The sequence below is a fragment of the Aquamicrobium ahrensii genome, from assembly GCF_040545755.1.
Lineage (GTDB): Bacteria > Pseudomonadota > Alphaproteobacteria > Rhizobiales > Rhizobiaceae > Mesorhizobium > Mesorhizobium ahrensii.
Genome location: NZ_JBEPMN010000024.1, coordinates 1 through 20,748, shown reverse-complemented (window position 1 = coordinate 20,748; position 20,748 = coordinate 1). Strand labels below are relative to the sequence as shown.

At 60.4% G+C, this 20,748-nt stretch carries 14 protein-coding genes and 3 pseudogenes; 15 read left to right on the top strand and 2 right to left on the bottom strand.

The window, feature by feature from the left end; genetic code table 11:
• Positions 1-318: 318 nt before the first annotated feature.
• The 7 genes and pseudogenes from ABID44_RS18280 to ABID44_RS18250 all read left to right on the top strand — a co-directional run.
• A complete protein-coding gene (locus ABID44_RS18280) occupies positions 319-2,163 on the top strand; it encodes a sensor histidine kinase (RefSeq protein ID WP_378226888.1) in 1,845 nt (614 codons plus the stop codon).
• Complete coding sequence (locus ABID44_RS18275) at positions 2,160-3,500, top strand: sigma-54-dependent transcriptional regulator (protein WP_354153118.1); 1,341 nt, start codon at positions 2,160-2,162, stop codon at positions 3,498-3,500. Before ABID44_RS18280 ends, ABID44_RS18275 begins: the two co-directional genes overlap by 4 nt.
• A 208-nt stretch (positions 3,501-3,708) precedes the next feature.
• A complete protein-coding gene (locus tag ABID44_RS18270) occupies positions 3,709-4,686 on the top strand; it encodes a tripartite tricarboxylate transporter substrate-binding protein (protein ID WP_378226887.1) in 978 nt (325 codons plus the stop codon).
• A 73-nt stretch (positions 4,687-4,759) separates the two neighbouring features.
• Positions 4,760-5,242 (top strand): tripartite tricarboxylate transporter TctB family protein, encoded by a 483-nt coding sequence (locus ABID44_RS18265; RefSeq protein WP_354153117.1) that lies wholly within the window; start codon positions 4,760-4,762, stop codon positions 5,240-5,242.
• Positions 5,242-6,747: a tripartite tricarboxylate transporter permease gene (locus ABID44_RS18260; RefSeq protein ID WP_354153116.1), complete on the top strand. Its 1,506-nt coding sequence runs from the start codon at positions 5,242-5,244 to the stop codon at positions 6,745-6,747. The genes ABID44_RS18265 and ABID44_RS18260 overlap by 1 nt, the downstream gene beginning before the upstream one ends.
• Before the next feature lie 112 nt (positions 6,748-6,859).
• A pseudogene (locus ABID44_RS18255) lies at positions 6,860-7,063 on the top strand (aminotransferase class III-fold pyridoxal phosphate-dependent enzyme); the annotation flags it as partial.
• 31 nt (positions 7,064-7,094) lie between these two features.
• A pseudogene (locus ABID44_RS18250) lies at positions 7,095-7,304 on the top strand (sulfite exporter TauE/SafE family protein); the annotation flags it as partial.
• A 484-nt stretch (positions 7,305-7,788) separates the two neighbouring features.
• Here the strand turns inward: ABID44_RS18250 and ABID44_RS18245 are convergent.
• A complete protein-coding gene (locus tag ABID44_RS18245) occupies positions 7,789-8,733 on the bottom strand; it encodes a LysR substrate-binding domain-containing protein (protein ID WP_354153115.1) in 945 nt (314 codons plus the stop codon).
• A gap of 224 nt (positions 8,734-8,957) precedes the next feature.
• Here ABID44_RS18245 and ABID44_RS18240 point away from each other — a divergent pair, with 224 nt between their 5' ends.
• From ABID44_RS18240 to ABID44_RS18210, 7 genes are all read left to right on the top strand, one after another.
• A complete protein-coding gene (locus ABID44_RS18240; protein ID WP_354153114.1) occupies positions 8,958-10,535 on the top strand; it encodes an ABC transporter substrate-binding protein in 1,578 nt (525 codons plus the stop codon).
• A gap of 123 nt (positions 10,536-10,658) precedes the next feature.
• Positions 10,659-12,344: a class I adenylate-forming enzyme family protein gene (locus tag ABID44_RS18235; RefSeq protein WP_354153113.1), complete on the top strand. Its 1,686-nt coding sequence runs from the start codon at positions 10,659-10,661 to the stop codon at positions 12,342-12,344.
• A 12-nt stretch (positions 12,345-12,356) separates the two neighbouring features.
• Complete coding sequence (locus ABID44_RS18230) at positions 12,357-13,298, top strand: ABC transporter permease (protein WP_354153112.1); 942 nt, start codon at positions 12,357-12,359, stop codon at positions 13,296-13,298.
• Positions 13,291-14,217 (top strand): ABC transporter permease, encoded by a 927-nt coding sequence (locus ABID44_RS18225; protein WP_354153111.1) that lies wholly within the window; start codon positions 13,291-13,293, stop codon positions 14,215-14,217. Before ABID44_RS18230 ends, ABID44_RS18225 begins: the two co-directional genes overlap by 8 nt.
• Positions 14,214-15,224 carry an ABC transporter ATP-binding protein gene (locus ABID44_RS18220; RefSeq protein ID WP_354153110.1) on the top strand — a complete coding sequence of 337 codons (1,011 nt, stop codon included), beginning with the start codon at positions 14,214-14,216 and terminating at the stop codon, positions 15,222-15,224. Before ABID44_RS18225 ends, ABID44_RS18220 begins: the two co-directional genes overlap by 4 nt.
• Positions 15,218-16,234 (top strand): ABC transporter ATP-binding protein, encoded by a 1,017-nt coding sequence (locus tag ABID44_RS18215; protein WP_354153109.1) that lies wholly within the window; start codon positions 15,218-15,220, stop codon positions 16,232-16,234. The genes ABID44_RS18220 and ABID44_RS18215 overlap by 7 nt, the downstream gene beginning before the upstream one ends.
• 33 nt (positions 16,235-16,267) lie before the next feature.
• Positions 16,268-17,083, top strand: a complete 816-nt coding sequence (locus ABID44_RS18210) for an enoyl-CoA hydratase/isomerase family protein (protein WP_354153108.1) — start codon at positions 16,268-16,270, stop codon at positions 17,081-17,083.
• Between the two features lie 239 nt (positions 17,084-17,322).
• Here the strand turns inward: ABID44_RS18210 and ABID44_RS18205 are convergent, their stop codons facing one another.
• Entirely contained in the window at positions 17,323-20,298 is a 2,976-nt protein-coding gene (locus tag ABID44_RS18205; RefSeq protein ID WP_354153107.1) for a Tn3 family transposase, read from the bottom strand.
• 154 nt (positions 20,299-20,452) lie between these two features.
• Between ABID44_RS18205 and ABID44_RS18200 the strand changes: the two are divergent.
• A pseudogene (locus ABID44_RS18200) lies at positions 20,453-20,653 on the top strand (recombinase family protein); the annotation flags it as partial.
• Positions 20,654-20,748 lie beyond the last annotated feature (95 nt).

The window sequence follows — 20,748 nt, the reverse complement described above, 5'->3', positions numbered from 1 at the left end:
TTTTGTTGGCGAGCTCGCAGGCATCCCCTTTCTCGCCGCCAGCAGCCGTTTGGCGCGGCTAACCGTTGACGACCGATAAGCCAACATTATCGGTCAAGATCACAGAAGGACAGGACGTGCGGTTTGGTCGGAGTGAGACATGTAAACTGCATCCATAAATCATCATCATTAATCATGACTCTGTGCCCAATCGCTTCGCGCAACACAGTTTCCGCCGCCATTCCAAGCGGGTGGGCGTATTGAAGCGGCAACTCCAATCGACTCATCGCCCGGCGGCGCGTTATGATCGCCGGCGACGCAACGAACCCGACGGCACGCATGAACCGGCATCGGCGACGACATTGGATCATTCTGGGCGTGGTTGCTGCTGTGGTGTGCCTGCTGATCGTCAGTTTTGGCCACCGATACGCGACGGCTCTCTATCTGGACCAGGCGGCTGCGCGCGGTGAGAACACGCTCGGGCTGGCCGTCACAGCGCTGAGGGGGCAACTCGCCCGCTATGAGAAGCTGCCGCAACTGATCGCCGACGATCCAGACATCAAGGAACTGGTTGCGGCTCCGGGAAACCTTGCCAAGGTCGATGAGATCAACGGCTTCCTCAAGCAGATCAACGAACTTCTGGAATCGTCCGACATCTATGTGATGCTGCCTGACGGAGACACGCTCGCTGCGTCGAATTTCGACCAGACACCGACTTTCATTGGCGAGAATTTCAGCTATCGGCCTTACTTCTATGATGCGCGCAACGGTGGAATCGGCAGATTTTTTGCGCTCGGCACGACCTCGCTCAAACGCGGCTACTATTTCGGCGCGCCGATCAACACGGATGCAGGCATTGCCGGCGTCGTCGTCTTCAAGGTCGATATCGACGTCATCGAAAGCTCTTGGCGCGGCGGCGACTACGAGATCATCGTCACGGATCCGGAAGGCATCATCTTCATGTCGGGACGGCACGACTGGCTGTTCTCGGCGATTCAGCCGCTGACCGACGAGCGTCTCGCACGGACCGCGACCACACGGCGCTACGCCGACGCGAAACTCAAGGAATTGCCAGTTACGCGCGGCCTGACGCAGGACGGACACGACCTGCTCTCAATTGCCGGACGGGAAGGTGCGCGGCAATATCTTGTCGTCACGGAAACGATGCCGGAAGCCGACTGGACGGTGAAGGTGCTGCTCGACACCTCATCGGTGCATACGCAGATGCTGACCACCATCGCCGCTCTGGTGCTGCTGGTGGCGTTGGGCGCTATGGGCGCTGCCGTCTGGCTTGAACGGCGCGCACGGCTTGCCGAGCGTCTGCAGGTGCAATGTGAGGCGCGGGAAGAGCTGGAACACCGGGTGGAGGAGCGAACCGCCGACCTTGCCGCGGTCAACCGGCTTCTGGAGGAAGAGGTTGCCGAACGGCGCATGACGGAGCGCGTGCTGCGCAAGACGCAGTCCGATTTGGTGCAGGCCGGAAAGCTGGCGGCGCTCGGCCAGATGGCCGCGGCCCTGTCGCACGAACTGAACCAGCCACTGGCGGCCGCTCGCACCTATGCCGACAATGCAGCGCTGCTGATCGAGCGCGGGCGCATCGACGAGGCGGGGGAGACCGTCGGGCGCATCGCCAGCCTCACCGAGCGCATGGCGTCGATCAGCAAGCATCTGCGAAACTTCGCCCGTAAGCCAAACGAGAAACTGGGACCGGTGGCGCTTGATGAAACCGTGCGGGATACGCTGGAAATCATCGGCTGGCGCTTGAAGGCGGCCGATGCCGACCTGATCGTTAATCTTGGTCCCGCCCCCTCGGCGGTGAGAGCCGGCGCGGTGCGCCTGCAGCAGGTGTTGGTCAATATCATCTCGAATGCCGCCGATGCGGTGGAAGGGCTTGATGACCGCCGGATCGAACTTTCCGCGCGGCCGACGGAGGACGGCAAGGTGACGATTATTGTGCGCGACCGCGGGCCGGGCGTTCCGGCCGCCATAGCGGAACGCATTTTTGACCCATTTTTTTCCACCAAGGGTGTCGGCAAGGGGCTGGGGCTCGGCCTGTCGATCTCCTACAACATCATCAAGGATTTCGGCGGTATGCTTGCGGTGGAGAAACATCCAGACGGCGGAACGGTGGCCATCATCACGCTCGAAGCATCCGATATGCCTGTGCGTGAGGCAGCTGAATGAAGCAGCCCGCCGTGCTCCTTGTCGATGACGAGGAGGATATCCGTCGCTCCACCATGCAGTCGCTGCAACTCGCAGGCTTCGAGGTGCGCGATCTTGCCGGTGGGGAAGCGGCGCTCGATCTCGTCACGCCCGGCTTCGCCGGGGTCGTCGTCAGCGACATTCGCATGCCCGGCATGGACGGCATGACGCTGCTGACGCGCGTGCGCGACATCGACGTCGACGTGCCGGTCATCCTCGTCACTGGCCACGGCGACGTGCAGCTCGCCGTGCGCGCCATGCGAGAGGGCGCCTACGACTTCATCGAGAAACCGTTTTCGGGCCAGCAGCTTGCCGACGTCGTCGCCCGTGCGCTCGACAGGCGCAGCCTCGTGCTTGAAAACCGGCTGCTGCGCGCGGCGGCAGGTAAAAGCGACGACCTCGAAACGCGCCTGCCGGGCCGTTCGCCGGTGGTGATCGACCTGCGTTACCGGCTGCGGGCGCTGGCCGGAACCGATGCCGACGTTCTGATCGTCGGCGACACCGGCGTCGGCAAGGAAGTCGCCGCGCGCGCCTTGCACGACATCAGCGGCCGCACCGAGCGACCCTTCGTAGTGATCAACTGCGCCGCTCTGCCGGAAAACCTGATCGAGAGCGAGTTGTTCGGCCATGAAGCCGGCGCGTTCCCGGGCGCAATTCGCGCGCGCTACGGCAAATTCGAGCATGCACGTGGCGGCACGGTTCTGCTCGACGAGATCGATTCGATGCCGCTTGACCTTCAAGCGCGGCTTCTGCGGGTGATCGAGGACCGGGTTATCGTCCGCCTCGGTTCCAACGAGCCGATCCCGCTCGATCTGCGCTTCGTCGCGACGAGCCAGATCCAGCTTGAGGACGAAGTGACCGCGGGCCGCTTCCGGGCGGACCTGTTCTACCGGCTCAACGTCGTTACCCTGCGCGTCCCGCCGCTGTCTGCGCGGCGCGAGGATGTGCCGATCCTGTTCCTGCAACTGGCGCGCGAGGCTGCCGGACGCTACCGCCGCGAGCCGGTGGAGCCACCACCGCATGTTGTGGCGGAGATCGCCCGGCGCGACTGGCCGGGTAATGTGCGGGAACTGCGCAACGCCGCCGACCGGTATGTTCTGGGCCTCGGTATCGAAGGGCTCGACGCGGCATCGGAAGAGGAAGCCGGCGCAGGGCTGGCGGAACGGGTGGCGCGCTTCGAGAAATCGGTCATCGCCAGTGCGTTGCGGGCGCATGGCGGGGTGCTCAAGCCGGTCTACGAGGAACTCGGCATCTCACGGAAGACGCTTTACGAGAAAATGCAGCGCTACCGTCTCGACAGACGCGACCACGGCGAATAGCCGCGCCCGTTGTATCGGGAATCACACATGCGAGCGTCCCGATGTTACGAATTCCACCCATCTGCGGCGACTGAATCGCCCGCAGGTCGATGTGGCGACGCTCCATGCGTTGAATTTCCTCTGCGGCCCTTCCCTAGTGCGCTTCCGTGGCCGGCGTCGGGAGGAGATCGCGCCGCCCGGCCGAGCGAATCTTACCGGGAGGAAACCCATGAAGAAGCTTGCCGCATCCCTCGCGCTTACCGCCGCCATGGCTCTCATGCCGCAAATGGCCGGCGCACAGAACTATCCCGAGCGCACCATCTCGATGATCGTGCCGTTCTCTGCCGGCGGCCCGACCGACACCGTCGCGCGCCTCGTCGCGGAGGCGATGAGCCGCGATCTCGGTCAGCAGGTGATCGTGGAAAATGTCGGCGGCGCCGGCGGCACGGTGGGCGCAAGCCGCGTGGCGTCGGCTGAGGCGGACGGCTATACCCTGTTGCTCCATCACATCGGCATGGCCACCAGCGCCACCCTCTACCGCAACCTTTCCTACGATCCGCTCGGATCGTTCGAGTATGCCGGCCTCGTCACCGAAGTTCCGATGACAATCATCGCGCGTCCGGACTTCCCGGCCGAAGACCTTCAGGGCCTGATCGCCTACGTCAAGGAAAACGCCGACGACGTCACCTACGCCAATGCCGGCATCGGCGCTGCGTCGCATCTGTGTGGCATGCTGTTCATGAGCGAGATCGACACCCAGCTGACCACTGTTCCCTATCAGGGCACTGGTCCGGCTATGACGGATCTGCTTGGTGGCCAGGTCGACTTCATGTGCGACCAGACCACCAACACCACCAGCCAGATTCAGGCTGGCGCGGTAAAAGCCTACGCGGTCACCAGCGGCGAACGTCTGGACCAGCTGCCGGACCTGCCCACGGCTGCCGAGGGCGGTCTGGCCAGCATGCAGTTCGGTATCTGGCACGGCCTCTATGCGCCAAAGGGCACGGATGCGGCGATTGTCGAGCGTCTCAGCAAGTCGCTGCAGATCGCGCTCAAGGACCAGAACGTCATCGACCGGTTCGCTTCGCTCGCAACAACGCCTGAGCCGGAAGAAAACGCCACTCCGGCAGCGCTCAAGGCCAAGGTCGAGTCGGAAATCGCCCGCTGGCGCCCGCTGATCGAAGCCGCCGGGGTCTACGCGGACTGATTCTGCCTCCGCAGAACCTTTGTCGGCGGGGCTTTTTTGCCGCGCCGGCACTTTTCATCGGAAGGGACGGACGATGACCTTCAACAGAAGCGATGTCGGAGCGGGCGCGATCTTCATCGCCATCGGCCTGTTTTTCGGCTTAACGACAGTGTTCGAACTGGATATCGGTACTGCGCGCCGCATGGGACCGGGCTATTTCCCGGTTATGCTGGCAGGTATCCTTATCGCGCTCGGCCTTGCGGTCACCCTCAAGGGAATGGGCCAGGCGGACCCGGAGCGCGGCCCGCTGCCATGGCGCGGCCTTGTCGTTCTGCTCAGCGTTCCAGTGATCTTCGGCATGCTGGTGCGGCCGCTCGGCCTCGCGCCGGTGCTGCTGCTCACCACGTTCATCACCTCCTTCGCCAGCAGGCGGATGTCGGTGCCGGTCGCCATCGCGATGTCAGTCGGCCTGACTATATTCTGCGTCGCGGTGTTCAGTTTCGGCCTGGGTCTGCCGCTGCGGCTGTTCGGCTCATGGGTCGAGCCGTTTACCCGCCCCATCTTCGGAGTTCGTTGATGGATCTGCTCGCTAATCTCAGCCTCGGCCTGTCGGTCGCGCTTCAGCCGCACAATCTGATGTTCGCCTTTCTGGGCTGTCTGCTCGGCACGCTGATCGGCGTGCTGCCCGGCATCGGCCCGACCGCGACCATCGCCATGCTGCTGCCGATCACGATGGGCCTCGATCCGGCAACCTCCCTGATCATGCTGGCAGGCATCTACTACGGGGCGCAATATGGTGGCTCGACCACTGCGATCTTGATCAACCTGCCGGGCGAATCCTCTTCGGCCGTGACGGCTATCGACGGATACCAGATGGCCCGCCGCGGCCGCGCTGGCGTGGCGCTGGCGACTGCGGCGCTCGGCTCGTTCTTCGCCGGCACGGTCGCCACCTTCATCCTGGTGCTGTTCGCCCCCCCGCTCGCGGCGGCGGCGCTCAATTTCGGTTCGGCCGAATATTTCTCGCTGATGGTGCTGGGCCTCGTGATGGCGGTGGCGCTGGCGCATGGCTCCATTCTCAAAGCGACGGCGATGATCGTCGTCGGCCTGCTGTTCGGCCTCGTCGGTGCGGATCTTTATTCCGGCGCACAGCGTTTTTCCTTCGGCATTCCCGAACTTGCGGACGAAGTGAACTTCGTGGCCGTTGCTGTCGGCGTGTTCGGCATCGCCGAAATCCTGCGCAATCTGGAGAACGAGACCAACCGTGACGTCATGGTCAAGAAGGTGACCAGCCTGTGGCCGACGCGCGACGATTTCCGCCGCATGTCGATGCCGGTGGTGCGCGGTACGGCGCTCGGCTCGATCCTCGGCGTGCTGCCTGGCGGAGGGGCGATCCTCGCCTCTTTCGCGTCCTACTCGGTCGAGAAGCGGCTGTCGAATAGACCGGAAGAGTTCGGCAAGGGCGCAATCGAAGGCGTGGCTGGACCGGAATCTGCCAACAATGCCGGTGCGCAGACCTCGTTCATCCCGATGCTGACCCTCGGCATTCCGGCCAACCCTGTGATGGCGCTCATGATCGGCGCGATGATCATCCAGGGCATCGTGCCCGGCCCCAACGTCGTCAACCAGAACCCTGGCCTGTTCTGGGGCCTCATCGCCTCGATGTGGGCGGGCAACCTGATGCTTGTGCTGCTCAACCTGCCTCTGATCGGCCTCTGGGTGCGTCTGCTGACGATTCCCTACTATCTGCTGTTTCCGGCCATCATGGCGTTCGCGGCGATCGGCATCTACTCAATCAACTCCAACACCTACGACCTCTATTCGCTCGCCCTGTTCGGCGCGCTCGGCTACACGCTGGTGCGTTTCGGCTGCGAACCGGCGCCGCTGCTGCTCGGCTTCGTGCTTGGCCCGATGCTGGAGGAGCATCTGCGGCGCGCGATGATCATCTCACGAGGCGACGCGACGGTGTTCCTGACGCGGCCGATCAGCGCAACCCTGCTCGTGCTGGCGGTGATCGTTCTCGTCATCGTGCTGCTGCCCTCGGTGAAGAAGAAGCGTGAGGAGGTTTTCGTCGAGGAGGATTGATGCGGGCGAGGGCAAACCTTGACTACCACTTTCTGGAAATGTGGTTGGGTCGGAAGGCTTCGTCCATGTCCCGTATGGAAATATCGACGCGAACAAGAAGACCGCGGCCGTCATGCTGGAACCCATCATCGGGGAAGGAGGAGTTTTTCCCGCGCCGCTCGTGTATCTGCAGGCCGTGCGCCGCCGGTGCGACGAGAATGACGTGCTGCTCATCTTGGGCGACGAGATTCAGACGGGCGCCGGCCGTACTGGCCGCTGGTTCGCACACCAGCGCGCGGACATCATCACGCTCACGAAGGGCCTTGGCGGCGGCTTCCCCATTTCCGCTTGTCTTGCTGGATCGAAAGATGACGTGTTTGCTCCTGGCGACCACGGCCTTTGGTGCCGGATTCCTGGCCGGGGCGATGAATGCGATCGCCGGTGGCGGCACGTTCATCATCTTCGCCGGCGGTCCGCCCATCCTTGCGAACACTACGGCGTCGCTGACGCAATTTCCGGGCTACGTGACTTCGGCGCTCGCCTACAAGAGCGAGATCGAGCGTCAGAAGCGAGGTGCCGACGCATGATTGCAGTGATGGCCTTGTGGGTGACTTGCCTGCAGTGACGAATTGTTCGTACTGTACCTTGAGTCTGTGTGAAACGGATGGAAAGACGGGCATATAGGGTCTGTCGGACAATTGGCCCGGCCGCGAATGAAGGCGCTACCGGCCAATGAACTTGACTTGGCCTGTTTTCGAGCGGGCAGAGTTCTGGAACGTCGATGACGCGTCAAGGCGATGATAGCTTTGGGCCGCAGCCTCCCGGATGCTGGAAGCCAGGAGGTGTTGGCCGTCATTTTTCTTCGGGAACGCGTCGGGTGAAGGAGAGACAAGCCTATGGCCGCGCCCCGATTTCCACTCTGCAATGCGCAGAAAAGCGAAAAATTGGACGACTTTTACGCTGCCCGCAGCGAGACAATCAGGCCGCTACGGTGGTCTAATTTCGTACCGTCCGTCATATGCGCCGGACATCCGGGGTGCTCCGCACAAAGTCCAGGGTAAACTACAGGCTTTCGTCTCTTCCGTATGCGGCTCGCAGGTGATTTTGAAAAGGAAGCTCGGCGAGCCCTTCCCTAACCAGTCCTGCGAACGCTTTCACGACGCCGGAACGTGCTGATTTGGCTTGGTAGATCAGCGAAACCGGATATTCGAGCGTGGGTCGAAATGCTTTGATGACGATATCAGGATTGTTCAATCCGAACGGCGTGAACGGGTCGATGATCGCGATGCCCTTGCCAAGTCCGGCCAGGGTGCAAAGCGACTCCGACACCGTCGCTTCGAATAATACTCGTGGCTTGACGCGCATGCTTTGCAACAATCCCGAAAACTGCCCCCATACCGGGCTGTTCATTCCGAGCGACAACAGTGGGCTGTCACAAAGGTCATCTATCGTTATGCAATCGCGCTCAACCAGATGGTGATCTACCGGCACCACCGCGACGGCATTTAATCCGGTTAACGGTTCCGCCTCGATGCCTGGATATGCCGAAGGCGTGAGTGCAAGACCCAGATCGTATCGCCCGGTCGAAACGCCTTCGATCACCAGTGGCGAAGTCGTGTTGTGAAGCACGACATTCGCCATCGGAAACTGATCGAGATAGCGTCCGACGAGATGTGGAAAGAACCGTGTTGATGCCCCAGTGTAGGCGGCGATATGCAATCTTCCGATCTTTGCGTGTCTTATATGCTCTGCCGCCTTCTCGATCTTTTCCAATCCAAGAAAGTGGCGTTCGACCTCGCGGAAGAGGGCGTGCGCCTCGGGATTGATGTGTATGGCGTTTCCTCTGCGCGTGAAGAGCTTCAATTCCAGACGACTCTCGAGATCACGTATCAGCCGGCTGACAGCCGGTTGAGTAAGACCAAGATAGTTCGCGCCGCCAGAGATTGAGCCTCTGAGCACCACCGCCCGAAACGCTTCGATTTGCCGAAAACTCAATCCACGCAACATGTTACCTCCTGGTTCCTCAGACCAGTATAACATTATGGCATGCTAGGGAGAACCGAATTCATTATGTCATCTGTCACCTGGGCATCTATGGTCGATGCTCAGCGGTCACGACGAGCACGGGGCGGAAGAACGGCCCGGTAGTACGTTGCCGTGGCGACCGTTATCGCGACGACGCATTCGAACGCGAAGCGATAACTGTCTGCAACAAGATGGGAGGAGGAACGATGTTTACGCGCCGGCGCTTCATGCAATCCACAGCAGCCATAGGGCTGCTTGCACAATCGGGTTTCGCCTTCGCGCAGACTCAGGCCGACAAGCAGGATCTGCATGTCGGCATGGCCTATGACGACATGGGGAGCATCGATCCTCATACGGCCGTCACCTCGATAGCCGTGCCGATCGTCAGAGAAGTCTATGAAGGCCTGCTGGCATATCCTTCCGGTTTTCTCGGTGACGCTGAGATCATGCCCGCGTTGGCCGAAAGCTGGGAAGCGTCCGAGGACAAGAAGAGCTGGACGTTTCATCTCAGGCAAGGGGTGCAGTGGCATGGCGGATACGGAGAATTCACGTCCGCCGACGCCAAGTTCTCGATCGAGCGGGTAACGAATCAGGAATTCGGATCGCCATTCCGCAGTGCTTACGCCAACGTCAAGCAGGTGATAGCCGACGAGCCGTACACTCTCGTGATCGAACTGGAGAATCCGGATGCCCGGTTCGATCTGCGTCTCGTCAATTTCCAGGCAGGCTTCATCGTCTGCAAGAAGGCCATCGAGGAAGGCGCAGACATCAAGTCGCATCCCATCGGGACGGGGCCGTTCGAATTCGAGGCTTATGCTGCGCGCCAGAGCCTGACCCTGAAAGCAAACGAGAGCTACTGGGGCGGCAAGCCGATCCTGGATCGCATGATCTGGCACTTCATTCCGGACAACAGCACGCGCGAACTGTCGCTGAACGGCGGAGAGGTCCACGCTATCGACCTTGAAGCGAGACAGCAGGTGGTCGATCGCATTCGCGCGCAGGGCATGACGGTCGATCTCGCGAAGGAAGGAACACCCTACTGGCTGTTCATCAACCTTACGATCAAGCCGTTCGACGATCTGAGGGTAAGGCAGGCGCTCGCCTACGCGATTAATCGCGACGATCTCGTCTCCTATCTGGGCAAGGATCTTGCGGTGCCTGAATATTCCGCCATCCCGGCAGGATATCTCGGACACATCGATGATATGGAGAAATATTCACACGACGTCGAAAGAGCGAAGGCGCTGCTGGCCGAAGCAGGCCACGAGAGCGGGTTCTCGTTTGAGATGGCGATGAGCAACAGCCCTCTTTATCTCCCCTACATGCAGATCATCCAGGAACAGTGGAGAGCCATCGGCGTTAATGTGACATTCAGGGTTGTCGATCATCCGACCTATCATCGCCTGATCCGCGAGAATACGAATCCGATCGTGATGTACCAGGCGACTCGCTATCCGAAGACGGCGCAGATCTACCTCGATCAGTTCTACGTAAAGAGCGCGGCCATCGGCAAGGAGACGGCGATTACCAACTTCATCCACTATGGCGATGTGCTGCCGGGTATCGACGATCTTGCGGACAAAGCGCGATTCAGCGCGGATCCCGATGAGCAGAATGAGTTGTGGGCGGAGGCGCAACGGCGGATCGCCAACGACGCCGTCACGATACCTCTGTTCAACCAGAATGCCGCACGGGCGAGATCACCTCTCGTGGACCTCCAGATGCCGGCCGGCAACCTTTCCTTCTACATGTTCTCGAAGGATACGCGCATACTCGACGAGTAATCGAGTGGCGGGCGCCGTTGGAATGCGTCCGCCGAAAACCACCACTACCGAACAGAAAATGACAAACGAACAGGCTTCGGGGCGCCTGGTTGCGCCACCCTTGCCGTGCTTGGACTTTGATAAATGCCTTACCTAAAAGCCTATTACGACAGAAAGATGCGCATCGAGGCCGAGCCGCTGCCAGACAACATTCCGGCGCTGCTGGAAGCCGCCGCCGCCGATATGCCCGAACGATTAGCCTACCATTTTATCGCCACCAATGAGACGGCGACCTATGCCGAGCTGGCCGAGCAGGTGAATAAGCTTGCAAACGGCCTGCTGTCGATTGGTGTCCGCGGCGGTTCTCATGTCGCGCTCATGATGCCGAACATTCCAGCATGGCCGATCACGTGGCTTGCCCTGGCAAGGCTTGGAGCCGTGGCTGTTCCGATCAATGTCCGCTACACGAGCCGGGAACTTCTGTTCGGGCTCGAGGATGCGGAGGTCGACGCCTTCATCGTCGATGCGCAATATCTCGATGCCGTGCGCGGCCTGACGAGCCTGCCGGAACGCATGCGTGAGCGGGTGTTTGTTGTCGGTGACGATGCCGCAGAGTACCGTCCCTGGAGCGCCCTGTGGGAGGGACAGCCGGAGCGTTGCACGGCGCCGCTGCCGGATCTCGATACGCTGATGAACATCCAGTACACCTCGGGTACGACGGGGTTGCCCAAGGGTTGCCTGCTCAGCCACCGCTATTGGTTAACCTGCGCCAAATCGCATGCGGACATCGACGGCCTGAAATATGAAAACATTCTGGCATCCAATCCGTACTTCTACATGACGCCTCAATGGCTGACGCTCATGGCTTTCTTCCAAAGGGCGACATTGTTCGTTGCCTCCCATCGCAGCGGGAGCAAGACGATGGAGTGGATCCGCGAGCACGGGATTCACTTCTGCCTTCTCAACAAGATCGTCTACGACCAACCCTCCAGCCTGGAAGACGCAAGCAATGAGGTGAAGAAAGTCTGTATCTACGGATTCCCGAAATCCGACCAACTCGATCTTGAAGAGCGCTTCGGTTTTCCGGCGCGCGAGGCCTTCGGCATGACGGAGATTGGGGCAGGTCTCTTCGTTCCTCTCGACGCGTCCGACATGACCGGCTCCGGATCGGCTGGCATCGCGGGGCCTTTCCGCGAATGCCGGGTGGCGGATGCGGAGGGCAATACCGTGCCGGCCAACCAGACGGGAGAACTGCTCTTTCGTGGTCCCGGAATGCTGCAGGGCTACTACCGGCGTCCCGACGCCAACGAGACCGGTTTCCATGGCGAGTGGTTCCGGACTGGAGACCTCGCGCGCCAGGATGAGCGGGGCTTCGTGTACATTGTCGGGCGGATAAAGGATATGGTCAGGCGGGCTGGCGAGAACATAGCCGCCCGCGAAGTCGAGGAGGTGCTGGCGAAGATGCCCGGCATCGCCGAGGTGGCCGTCGTTCCGGTCCCCGACGACCTGCGAGGCGAAGAGGTGAAGGTTCATGTGCGCATGCGCAACGGCATGGAACCGATCGACCCCGAGGCCCTGCTGGCCTACTGCGCCTTACATCTCGCGGTTTTCAAGATCCCGCGTTACGTTGAATTTCGTGCGGAGGAATTTCCCAAGTCTCCATCGGGAAAGATACGCAAGGGAGAGCTTCAGGCGGAAAAACCGGATCAACGGTCAGACTCATGGGACCGAGTCTTGGGTCGGTGGTTGACGCCTTCCGATCTGGCGCCTGAAACCGGGGCGGTGGAAGAAGCCATCGAGAACGGACATAGCGTCCGACTGCGCTGTTAGGAGACCGAGGTCATGCTGAGATTTGCAGCGCGGAGGATACTGGTTGCCCTGTTCATCGTTTGGGCGGTAGTCACGATCGTGTTCTTTTCTATGCGGGTCATTCCCGCGGATCCCGCCGAGGTCGCTCTCGGCGACTATGCCACCGCGGAATCGCTCGAGGCGTTCCGCCAGAAGACCGGACTCGATCGCCCGTTGCTTGTCCAGTATCTGGAACTACTCGGCAATCTCGCCCGTGGCGATCTGGGGCGTTCCATCATCACCAACCAGCCTATAGGCGCACAGATAGCTGAAGCCTTTCCGCACACGCTCGCTCTCGCTCTCGGATCATTGATCGTGGGTACGGCGATCGGTATTCCCACCGGTGTAATCACGGCGGTCAAGCGCGGCACCTGGATCGATTTCAGCGGCCGGATTTTCGCCTTGCTGGGTCTTTCCTTTCCCGCATTCTATCTTGGCATCGTCCTTCTGATCGTCTTCTCCGTCTGGCTTGGCTGGTTTCCGATCATCCATTCCCTCCGCGGAGATTCCCTCGGCGAAGCCTTTTACAAGCTTATACTGCCCTCGCTGAGCCTGGGCCTCATCCAGGCGGCGTACGTTACACGTCTGACCCGCTCCACGATGCTGGAAACGCTGACGCAGGATTATGTGCGCACGGCCGTCGCCAAGGGGTTGCGCCGGCCGAAGGTCTATTTCAAGCATGCTCTTAGAAACGTGCTGATCCCTGTAGTGACCGCAATCGGCCTTTACACGGGCAGTCTTCTCGGCGGCGCGATCATGACAGAAACCGTGTTCAACCGGCCGGGCCTTGGCAAGCTTCTCGTCGGCGCGATAGCGCAGCGGGACTACGATCTCATCCAATCCGGCCTCATCGTGTTCGCCGTGATTGTCGTTGTCGTCAATCTATTGATCGATCTGAGCTACGGATTGCTGGACCCGAGGGTCAAACATGCTTGAAACAGCCTCCACCTTGTCAACTCCTGCAGGCAGCAAAAGGCGGTCCGGCGTTTCTCTGGCCCGTGTAATTGGCCGGGTCATGACGAGAGACCCGGGCGCGTTGATTGGAGCGACGTTCATCGCCGCACTTTTTCTCATCGCCCTGTTTGCCCCTGTGATCGCCCCATTCGACCCCACTGCCCAGAGCATCGTGAACGCGTTCGCGCCACCGAGCTGGACTCACTGGTTCGGAACAGATGAGTATGGAAGGGACCTTCTGAGCAGAGTCATCTACGGGACCCGTCCCGCTCTCGCGGTCGGACTTCTTTCCGTCGTCCTGGCTGTGGCGATTGGCGTGCCGCTGGGCATGATCGCAGGCTTGCGCGGCGGTTATGTGGATCTGGCCGTCGTCGGGCTGGTGGACATCATGATGTCTTTTCCCTCGCTGCTGCTTGCTCTGATGATCGTGACGCTGGTGGGCTCTGGCGTTCCTGTTCTGGTGCTGGCGATCGGCATCGCCAATGTGCCCATATTCATCCGGCTCGCGCGCAGTTCAACCCTGTTGGTCCGAGAACTCGATTTCGTCTCCGCGAGCCGCACTTTCGGCGCCGGGAACGTGTGGGTGATGGGTCATCATGTCATGCCGAACATCATCGGCCCCATCGTCGTGATGGGGACGCTCAACATCGCCGGCGCCATTCGTGACGAGGCCGCCTTGAGTTTTCTGGGGTTGGGCGTCCAGCCGCCGCAGGCGAGCTGGGGCAATCTGATCCGGGAAGGGGTGAACGGGATCCTGACCGCGCCCTGGATCGTCTTGATCTCCGGATTCGTGCTGGCTCTCGCCGTCCTGGCCTTCAACATGATCGGCGATTCCATTCGCGACATACTCGATCCGCGCGACGTCACAAGAACCACAACGTCATCGGTGCGAACGAAATGATACTGGCAAGAAACACGGACGATTCGGGACCGGATTCCACACAACAGACCGCTCTTTCGGTGAAAGACCTTCGGTTATCGATCAACAATGGTCCTTCGATCGTCGATGGCGTCTCGTTCGACATACCAAAGGGCAAGGTCTTGGGACTGGTGGGGGAGTCGGGGTGTGGGAAAAGCCTGACAGCCCTGTCGATACTGCGTCTCACGGCCCCCGTGATCCGCTCATCGGGCCGCATCTTTTATCAGGGTGAGGACCTGCTCGCCATGGACGAAGAGCGAATAAGGCGCATTCGCGGAGGGGAGGTCGCCATGATCTTTCAGGAACCGATGACGTCTCTCAACCCGGTGTTCACGATTGGCGACCAGATCGTTGAGGCGGTCAGAACGCATCATCGGGTCAGTGCGGCGCAAGCGCGGGAAATGGCGATCGCCTTCCTTGAGAGGGTGGGGATTCCTTCTCCGCAAAAACGGATCGATCACTATCCCCATCAGCTTTCCGGGGGAATGCGCCAACGGGCCATGATAGCGATGGCACTTGTCTCCCGTCCACGAGTGCTGATCGCAGATGAACCGACGACGGCGCTGGATGTGACTATCCAGGCTCAGATCCTGGACCTGCTGCGCAGTCTGCAGTCGGAGTTGGACATGGCGATCCTGATGATCACTCACGATCTCGGCGTGGTTGCGGAACTGGCGGACGAGGTGGTCGTCATGTATGCCGGACGTGTCGTCGAGCACTCCACCGTTGCGGAATTGTTTTCCCGGCCCCTTCACCCCTATACCGAAGGTCTTCTGGAGAGCGTTCCGCCCGTGGACGAGGATGTCGACCGGCTTTCGGCCATACCCGGCGTCGTCCCGTCCTTCGACCGCATATCCTCGGGATGCCGCTTCGCGGACCGTTGCCGCTATGTCGCCGATCCATGTCGCGCGATCGACCCGGCACTCGCGCCGATGGGCCCCGGCCACCTCGTAGCGTGCATTCGTCATCAGGGATATCGTCAATGCTGAACGAAAGGGACGACCAACCCAGGCCAGCGCGGGCAGGGGAAGATCTGATCAAGGTTAAGGACCTGAAGGTTCATTTCCCCACCGGTGGCGGAACGAGACGCGCGCCGGAAGTCGTTCATGCGGTCGACGGCGTTTCGATGGCTATCGCTCCGGGAGAGACGCTTGCTCTTGTCGGCGAATCCGGCTGCGGAAAGTCGACCATCGCTCGGGCTCTTATCCGTCTGCTCCAGCCGACGGCAGGAACGATCATCTTCGCCGGTCAGGACATAACCCGCGTCGCGGAACGTGCCCTGCGGCCGATCCGGGCCGAGATGCAGATGGTGTTTCAGGATCCGGCGAGCTCACTCAGCCCTCGAATGAGGGTCGAGACGATTCTGTCGGAGCCGATGCGTCTTGCCAAATGGAACCGCGACGACATTCACCGCCGCGTTCGTGAACTTCTCGAATTCGTGGGCCTGAACGAAACGGCCGTTGCACGGTATCCACATGAATTTTCGGGCGGGCAGAAGCAGCGCATCGCTATAGCGAGGGCACTCGCGCTATCCCCGAAACTCATCATCTGCGACGAGCCAGTATCCGCACTCGACGTGTCTGTGCAGGCGCAGGTAATTAATCTTCTGAAGGACATTCAGAAGCAGTTCGGGGTCAGCTACCTGTTCGTTTCGCACGATCTCGGTGTCGTGCGCAATGTCGCTCACCGCGTCGCCGTAATGTACCTTGGAAAGAAGGTCGAGGAAGCGCCGCGGGCCAACCTTTACGAGCGGCCGATGCATCCATATACGCAAGCCCTTCTGTCGGCCGTGCCCCGGCCCCGCGTTCACAATCGCGTCAAGCGTGTCGTGCTGAAAGGCGATCTTCCGTCGCCCGTCAGTCCTCCCGCTGGATGCCGTTTCCACACACGCTGCCCGCTGGCGGCCGACGTTTGCAGGCAGACGGAGCCGCCCCTGCGGGAAATCGAAAGTCGCCATAGCGTCGCCTGCCATTTTGCTGGCCAGTCGATCGCAGGCTAATCCACGACCTGGCCACGTTATCGGGAGAGATTCATGGTTTACGAAACGCTGCATATCGCTATCGACGATCGCGTCGCGACGATTACATTCAACCGTCCCGAACGCCTGAACGCATTCAATGAAAAATTCACTGAAGAACTGCCGGATGCGGTACGCCTGCTGGATGCTGACGAGAGTGTCAGGATCATCATCGTAACTGGGGCGGGGGGGAAAGCGTTTTCCTCCGGCTACGATCTCAAGGATAGCGCCGATCGTACGGAACAGTCATTACGCGAACTGAACGATAAATATGCCCTTAACCACGAATTTGCGATGTCGCTCTGGCATTGCAGCAAGCCGGTCATCGCCATGATCGACGGCTACTGTCTGGCGGGCGCGCTCGAACTCGCCCTGTGCTGCGACATCCGGTATTGCTCGGACACGTCGCAGATCGGCGTTCTGGAATCGAGGTTCGGCGGCGGGATTGGCACCATGATGATTCCGTGGATTCTGGGAAACCGGTGTCGGGAACTGGTCTATTCCGGTGATATCCTCGACGCGCGCGAAGCGCTGAGGCTGGGTCTGGTCGACCGCGTTTTTCCGCAACCGGAACTGGCGGGCGAGACGATGCGCATTGCCAAGCGGATGTCGAGAGTCGCCGCGACATGCCAGCGCTGGAACAAGCGTGCGATCAATCAGGCATTCGAGACGATGGGACTACACACCGCGTTGCGCTACGGTATGGATGCCGCGTCGATTATGCGTGGCACCGGCTCTCCTGAGCGCAAGGAGTTCGACAGGATCCGCTCTCAGGAAGGGCTTTCAGAGGCGCTGAAGTGGCGGAAATCACTCTTCGCTCCTTTCGAGTGATAGATTGTCGCAAAGCTGCGGCACGGATATACGGTAGTGGCTTCTACCTGCCCGGATCCTGGATGCCGAGTTCGTTCCACACTCAATCGAAACCTTCTGACGGCGACCGTTGATTTCACGGCCTGCCGCGCGCGGGCGTTGTCATGTGTCACTTGGCACTTAATTGGGGTCTTCCTCAACGTGGGGTCGGAACAAGAGTAGCTCAAAATCTTGCGCTAAGACCGAACGGATCACGAACGTCAGGCGGCGCGCAAGATACGGCCCGGAAGTCGCAAGGGTCTGAAGCCTTTTGGCATCTGCTGCTCGGTGTCCCAGGAATAGATGCCGGTGAGATTAATATGCTCCCAACTGAGAGGGGAGACGTGCTTCAGCAGCCCGTCGGGAATATTCCGCCTCTGCCGACGCAGATGAGCGGCGGCGCGGCTGAGATAGACGGTGTTCCAGTGCACGATGGCGCTGACGACCAGATTGAGGCCGGAAGCGCGGAATGCCTGGCTATCGAATGAGCGGTCGCGGATTTCACCGCGCTCGTGGAAGAAGACGGCACGCTTGAGCTTGTGGGCGGCCTCGCCCTTGTTGAGGCCGGCCTGACACCGCCTACGCAGCGCCGGGCTCGAATACCATTCGATCATGAACAGGGATCGCTCGATCCGACCAAGTTCCCGCAGAGCCTTGGCCAACTGGCTGGATTTCGATGACGCGGCAAGCTTCTTGAGGATCGTGGAGGGGACCACGGTGTGCGTCGTGATCGACGCTGCCAGATGCAGCAAATCGTCCCAATGTCCCAGAATGAGGGCGGTGTTGATCGGTACGCCGATATGGTTGGTCAATGCCGGATAGGCGCCGGCCTTCTCGAAGGTGTGGAACTTCCGGTCCTTGAGGTTTCGCAGTCTGGAAGCGAAGCGCTTTCCAATCAGGGCAAACAACGCAAACACGTGATCGCTGGCGCCACCGGTATCCGTGAAGTGCTCTTCGATATCGAGAAGGGTGTCATGATCGAACAACCCGTCCAGAACATAGGCCGCCTCGCTTTCGGTCGGGCTGATCGGCAGGATGCTGAAGTAGCCATACTGGTCGGAAAGATGACTGTAGAATTTGGTGCCCGGCTCGCTGCCATAGTGGAGATTGATGTCGCCGCGTTTTGCAGCGCGGTCGCTGGCGCGGAAGAACTGCCCGTCAGATGAGGCCGTCGTTCCGTTTCCCCATAGGCGAGAATAGGGATGGCGTGTATGGGCGTCGGTCACGCAGGCCTGGGCTGCGCGGTAGGTTTCGGATCGGGCATGGAAGGTCCGTATCCAGCTTATCTGGTGAGCGCTGATGCCCTTCGAAGCTCCGGCCATGCGCTTTGGTCCCAGATTCGTCGCATCCGCAAGTACGCCGGCCAACATAGCCGATACGTTCTGCGGAGCGTCTGCCGTGCGCATATGCGTGAACTGATCGGCGAATCCAGTCCAGTCATGCACTTCCCGCAAAAGGTCCGGGACCTCGACCAGCGGATACATTTCGCTGATTTCGACGTTCAGATCCTCGGCCGCCGCGGGAACCTCGCTGGCGCCGGGTGTTACGATCAAGGTTCCGGCTTCAAGTCGGACATCCTCGAGATTTCCATTGCGGGCGCGATAGGCCAGACGTTTAAGATTGAAGTCCATCACCTGCTGAATTTCAGCAAGCCAGGTCGCGCCGTCTCCATGCACACCGAGATCGAGCTTGCCTTCTTCCTTCAAGGCGTTGAACTTCGAACGGGGCATGAGATGTTCGTTGATCGGCCGGAAAGATCGGCTACCTTCGACCCAGACGTCGGCCGAGCGGAGCCGATCTCGCAAGACGGCGAGCGTCGCAATCTCATAAAGCCGCCGGTCCGGCTTTTCCTGGCCGAAGATCAGTTTCCGGTCGGCGTGACTGAGATGGGCGACCGGGATGCGGTCGGGAAGCACACGGCGACCCTCCGCATGGAGCCTCCTCAAGGTTGCGAGCGCGGCAAGCAACGGATCGTGCCGCCGCGTCGAGTGGAAGGTGAACGCCTGGAGGAAGGGTCCCACATATTTGCGGACGTTCCCATATTGCTCGACCGCCAGGGACAGGAGCGAAGCATCATTATCCTCGACCATGGCGATGAGACCAGGTTTTATCTGCAGCAGTCGATGCCAGCCGACCTGATGATCGAGCGTTTCGATTGCATCCTCGTCATTATCATTGGCCGCCTGAAGCGCCGATATCGTATCGAGGAACAGCCGCAGCGCCTTGGATGTTTCCACGCGGGAATTCATGTGGCGCTGCTTCTTACGGTTGTTGGCTTGGGAAAAGAGCCTGCCGATCAGCTTGATGAACATCATGACCGCATCGTCGGTGAGCTTCTGGCCGAGCTTGATCACCTGCGCCACGATCATCGCACGACGGCGACCGGCATTGAAGTCGTTGGCGAGCCAGGCAGGGGTGGCATCGCCCTCCCGGATCATCTGGTCCCAGCGTCCTGAAGGAATTCGATCCTGCAAACGAGGATCGATCCCAAGCGTGCGAAGGAAGGCGATGCGCTCGGTCAATCCGACCAAGTTCATCGCTCCTGGAGCATCCGGTGCCGGCTTCAGCCAGTGAAAGCGCGTCTGGCCTATCGCCGGATCGACCGTCAGCAATCCGTCGAGGATCGCCAGCTTTTCCGTTGGAAGATCCGAGATCAGAGCAGTTTCGGCACGGCGGCGGGCAATGGCTCGGGCCGCCAGTCCCATCCGTTCGATCATATTCGCGACAGGCAGCAGCACCTGGCGTTCTCGGAAAGTCGCGACGATGGCGTTCGCGATTGGCAACCCCTTGTCGGTCGTGAAGGCCGTTTCGATTGCCGACACCAGCCCAACACGACGATCTTGGGCGGTAGCGTTCCTCATTCCGAGGTAACCGAGCAGATGAGCGATGTGGTTGCTGCGCGTCTCCTCCCGGCCAGCATACAGATCAAACGAAGCTGGATCGGCGCCGATCTGCTCAGCAACATAGTTGAGCATCGCCTTGGGCGGAATTTCGTTGGCCATGAGCGCACGGCCCGGATGGCGCATCAGGCAGAGCTGTATCGCAAAGCCGAGCCGATTATGCTCGCGTCTGCGAACCTCAATTTCGAGCCGGTCGGCTGGCGACAGGTAATAATGACGGATCAGACTGTCCTCGTCAGTCGGGATGTCGAAAAGCGCCTGCCGATCTTGAATTTTGAGAAGCGTCCGCTTGGCCATTTGCTACTCCACCCATTTCGAGCCATGGCCCTTGCCTCTGTCCGGAAAGGTCCGGTTCCGTACAGGGGCGAAACATACTGTCCACAAAATACCTTGACGGCCTTTCGAACGGTCCGGGTATTACGGACAGCCTATTCGGACGAAATTGAACCCCATGCCGCGCACCTTCGCCTATGTCCGCGTTTCCACGATGGGACAGACCACCGAGAACCAGCTTCAGGAAATCGAGGCCGCAGGCTTCCAGGTCGAGCCGCGCCGTATCATCACCGAGACGGTCTCCGGCAGCACCGCCATCGTGCAGCGTCGAGGATTTTCCCGGCTCATGGACAAACTGGAGGCCGGGGACATTCTTATTTGTCAATGACCGTGGAATCGGGACCCTGCGTTTTCGCGTAAAAGGGCCCCCGGCTTGAGCTGATGAAGGGCACACCGGTTAGCGCCCGATCAGGC

Bases quoted from the DNA above. Each gene is read 5' to 3' on its own strand.
- ABID44_RS18280 (WP_378226888.1), top strand. From the start codon at position 319: ATGAACCGGCATCGGCGACGACATTGGATCATTCTGGGCGTGGTTGCT.
- ABID44_RS18275 (WP_354153118.1), top strand. From the start codon at position 2,160: ATGAAGCAGCCCGCCGTGCTCCTTGTCGATGACGAGGAGGATATCCGT.
- ABID44_RS18270 (WP_378226887.1), top strand. From the start codon at position 3,709: ATGAAGAAGCTTGCCGCATCCCTCGCGCTTACCGCCGCCATGGCTCTC.
- ABID44_RS18265 (WP_354153117.1), top strand. From the start codon at position 4,760: ATGACCTTCAACAGAAGCGATGTCGGAGCGGGCGCGATCTTCATCGCC.
- ABID44_RS18260 (WP_354153116.1), top strand. From the start codon at position 5,242: ATGGATCTGCTCGCTAATCTCAGCCTCGGCCTGTCGGTCGCGCTTCAG.
- ABID44_RS18245 (WP_354153115.1), bottom strand. From the start codon at position 8,733: ATGTTGCGTGGATTGAGTTTTCGGCAAATCGAAGCGTTTCGGGCGGTG.
- ABID44_RS18240 (WP_354153114.1), top strand. From the start codon at position 8,958: ATGTTTACGCGCCGGCGCTTCATGCAATCCACAGCAGCCATAGGGCTG.
- ABID44_RS18235 (WP_354153113.1), top strand. From the start codon at position 10,659: ATGCCTTACCTAAAAGCCTATTACGACAGAAAGATGCGCATCGAGGCC.
- ABID44_RS18230 (WP_354153112.1), top strand. From the start codon at position 12,357: ATGCTGAGATTTGCAGCGCGGAGGATACTGGTTGCCCTGTTCATCGTT.
- ABID44_RS18225 (WP_354153111.1), top strand. From the start codon at position 13,291: ATGCTTGAAACAGCCTCCACCTTGTCAACTCCTGCAGGCAGCAAAAGG.
- ABID44_RS18220 (WP_354153110.1), top strand. From the start codon at position 14,214: ATGATACTGGCAAGAAACACGGACGATTCGGGACCGGATTCCACACAA.
- ABID44_RS18215 (WP_354153109.1), top strand. From the start codon at position 15,218: ATGCTGAACGAAAGGGACGACCAACCCAGGCCAGCGCGGGCAGGGGAA.
- ABID44_RS18210 (WP_354153108.1), top strand. From the start codon at position 16,268: ATGGTTTACGAAACGCTGCATATCGCTATCGACGATCGCGTCGCGACG.
- ABID44_RS18205 (WP_354153107.1), bottom strand. From the start codon at position 20,298: ATGGCCAAGCGGACGCTTCTCAAAATTCAAGATCGGCAGGCGCTTTTC.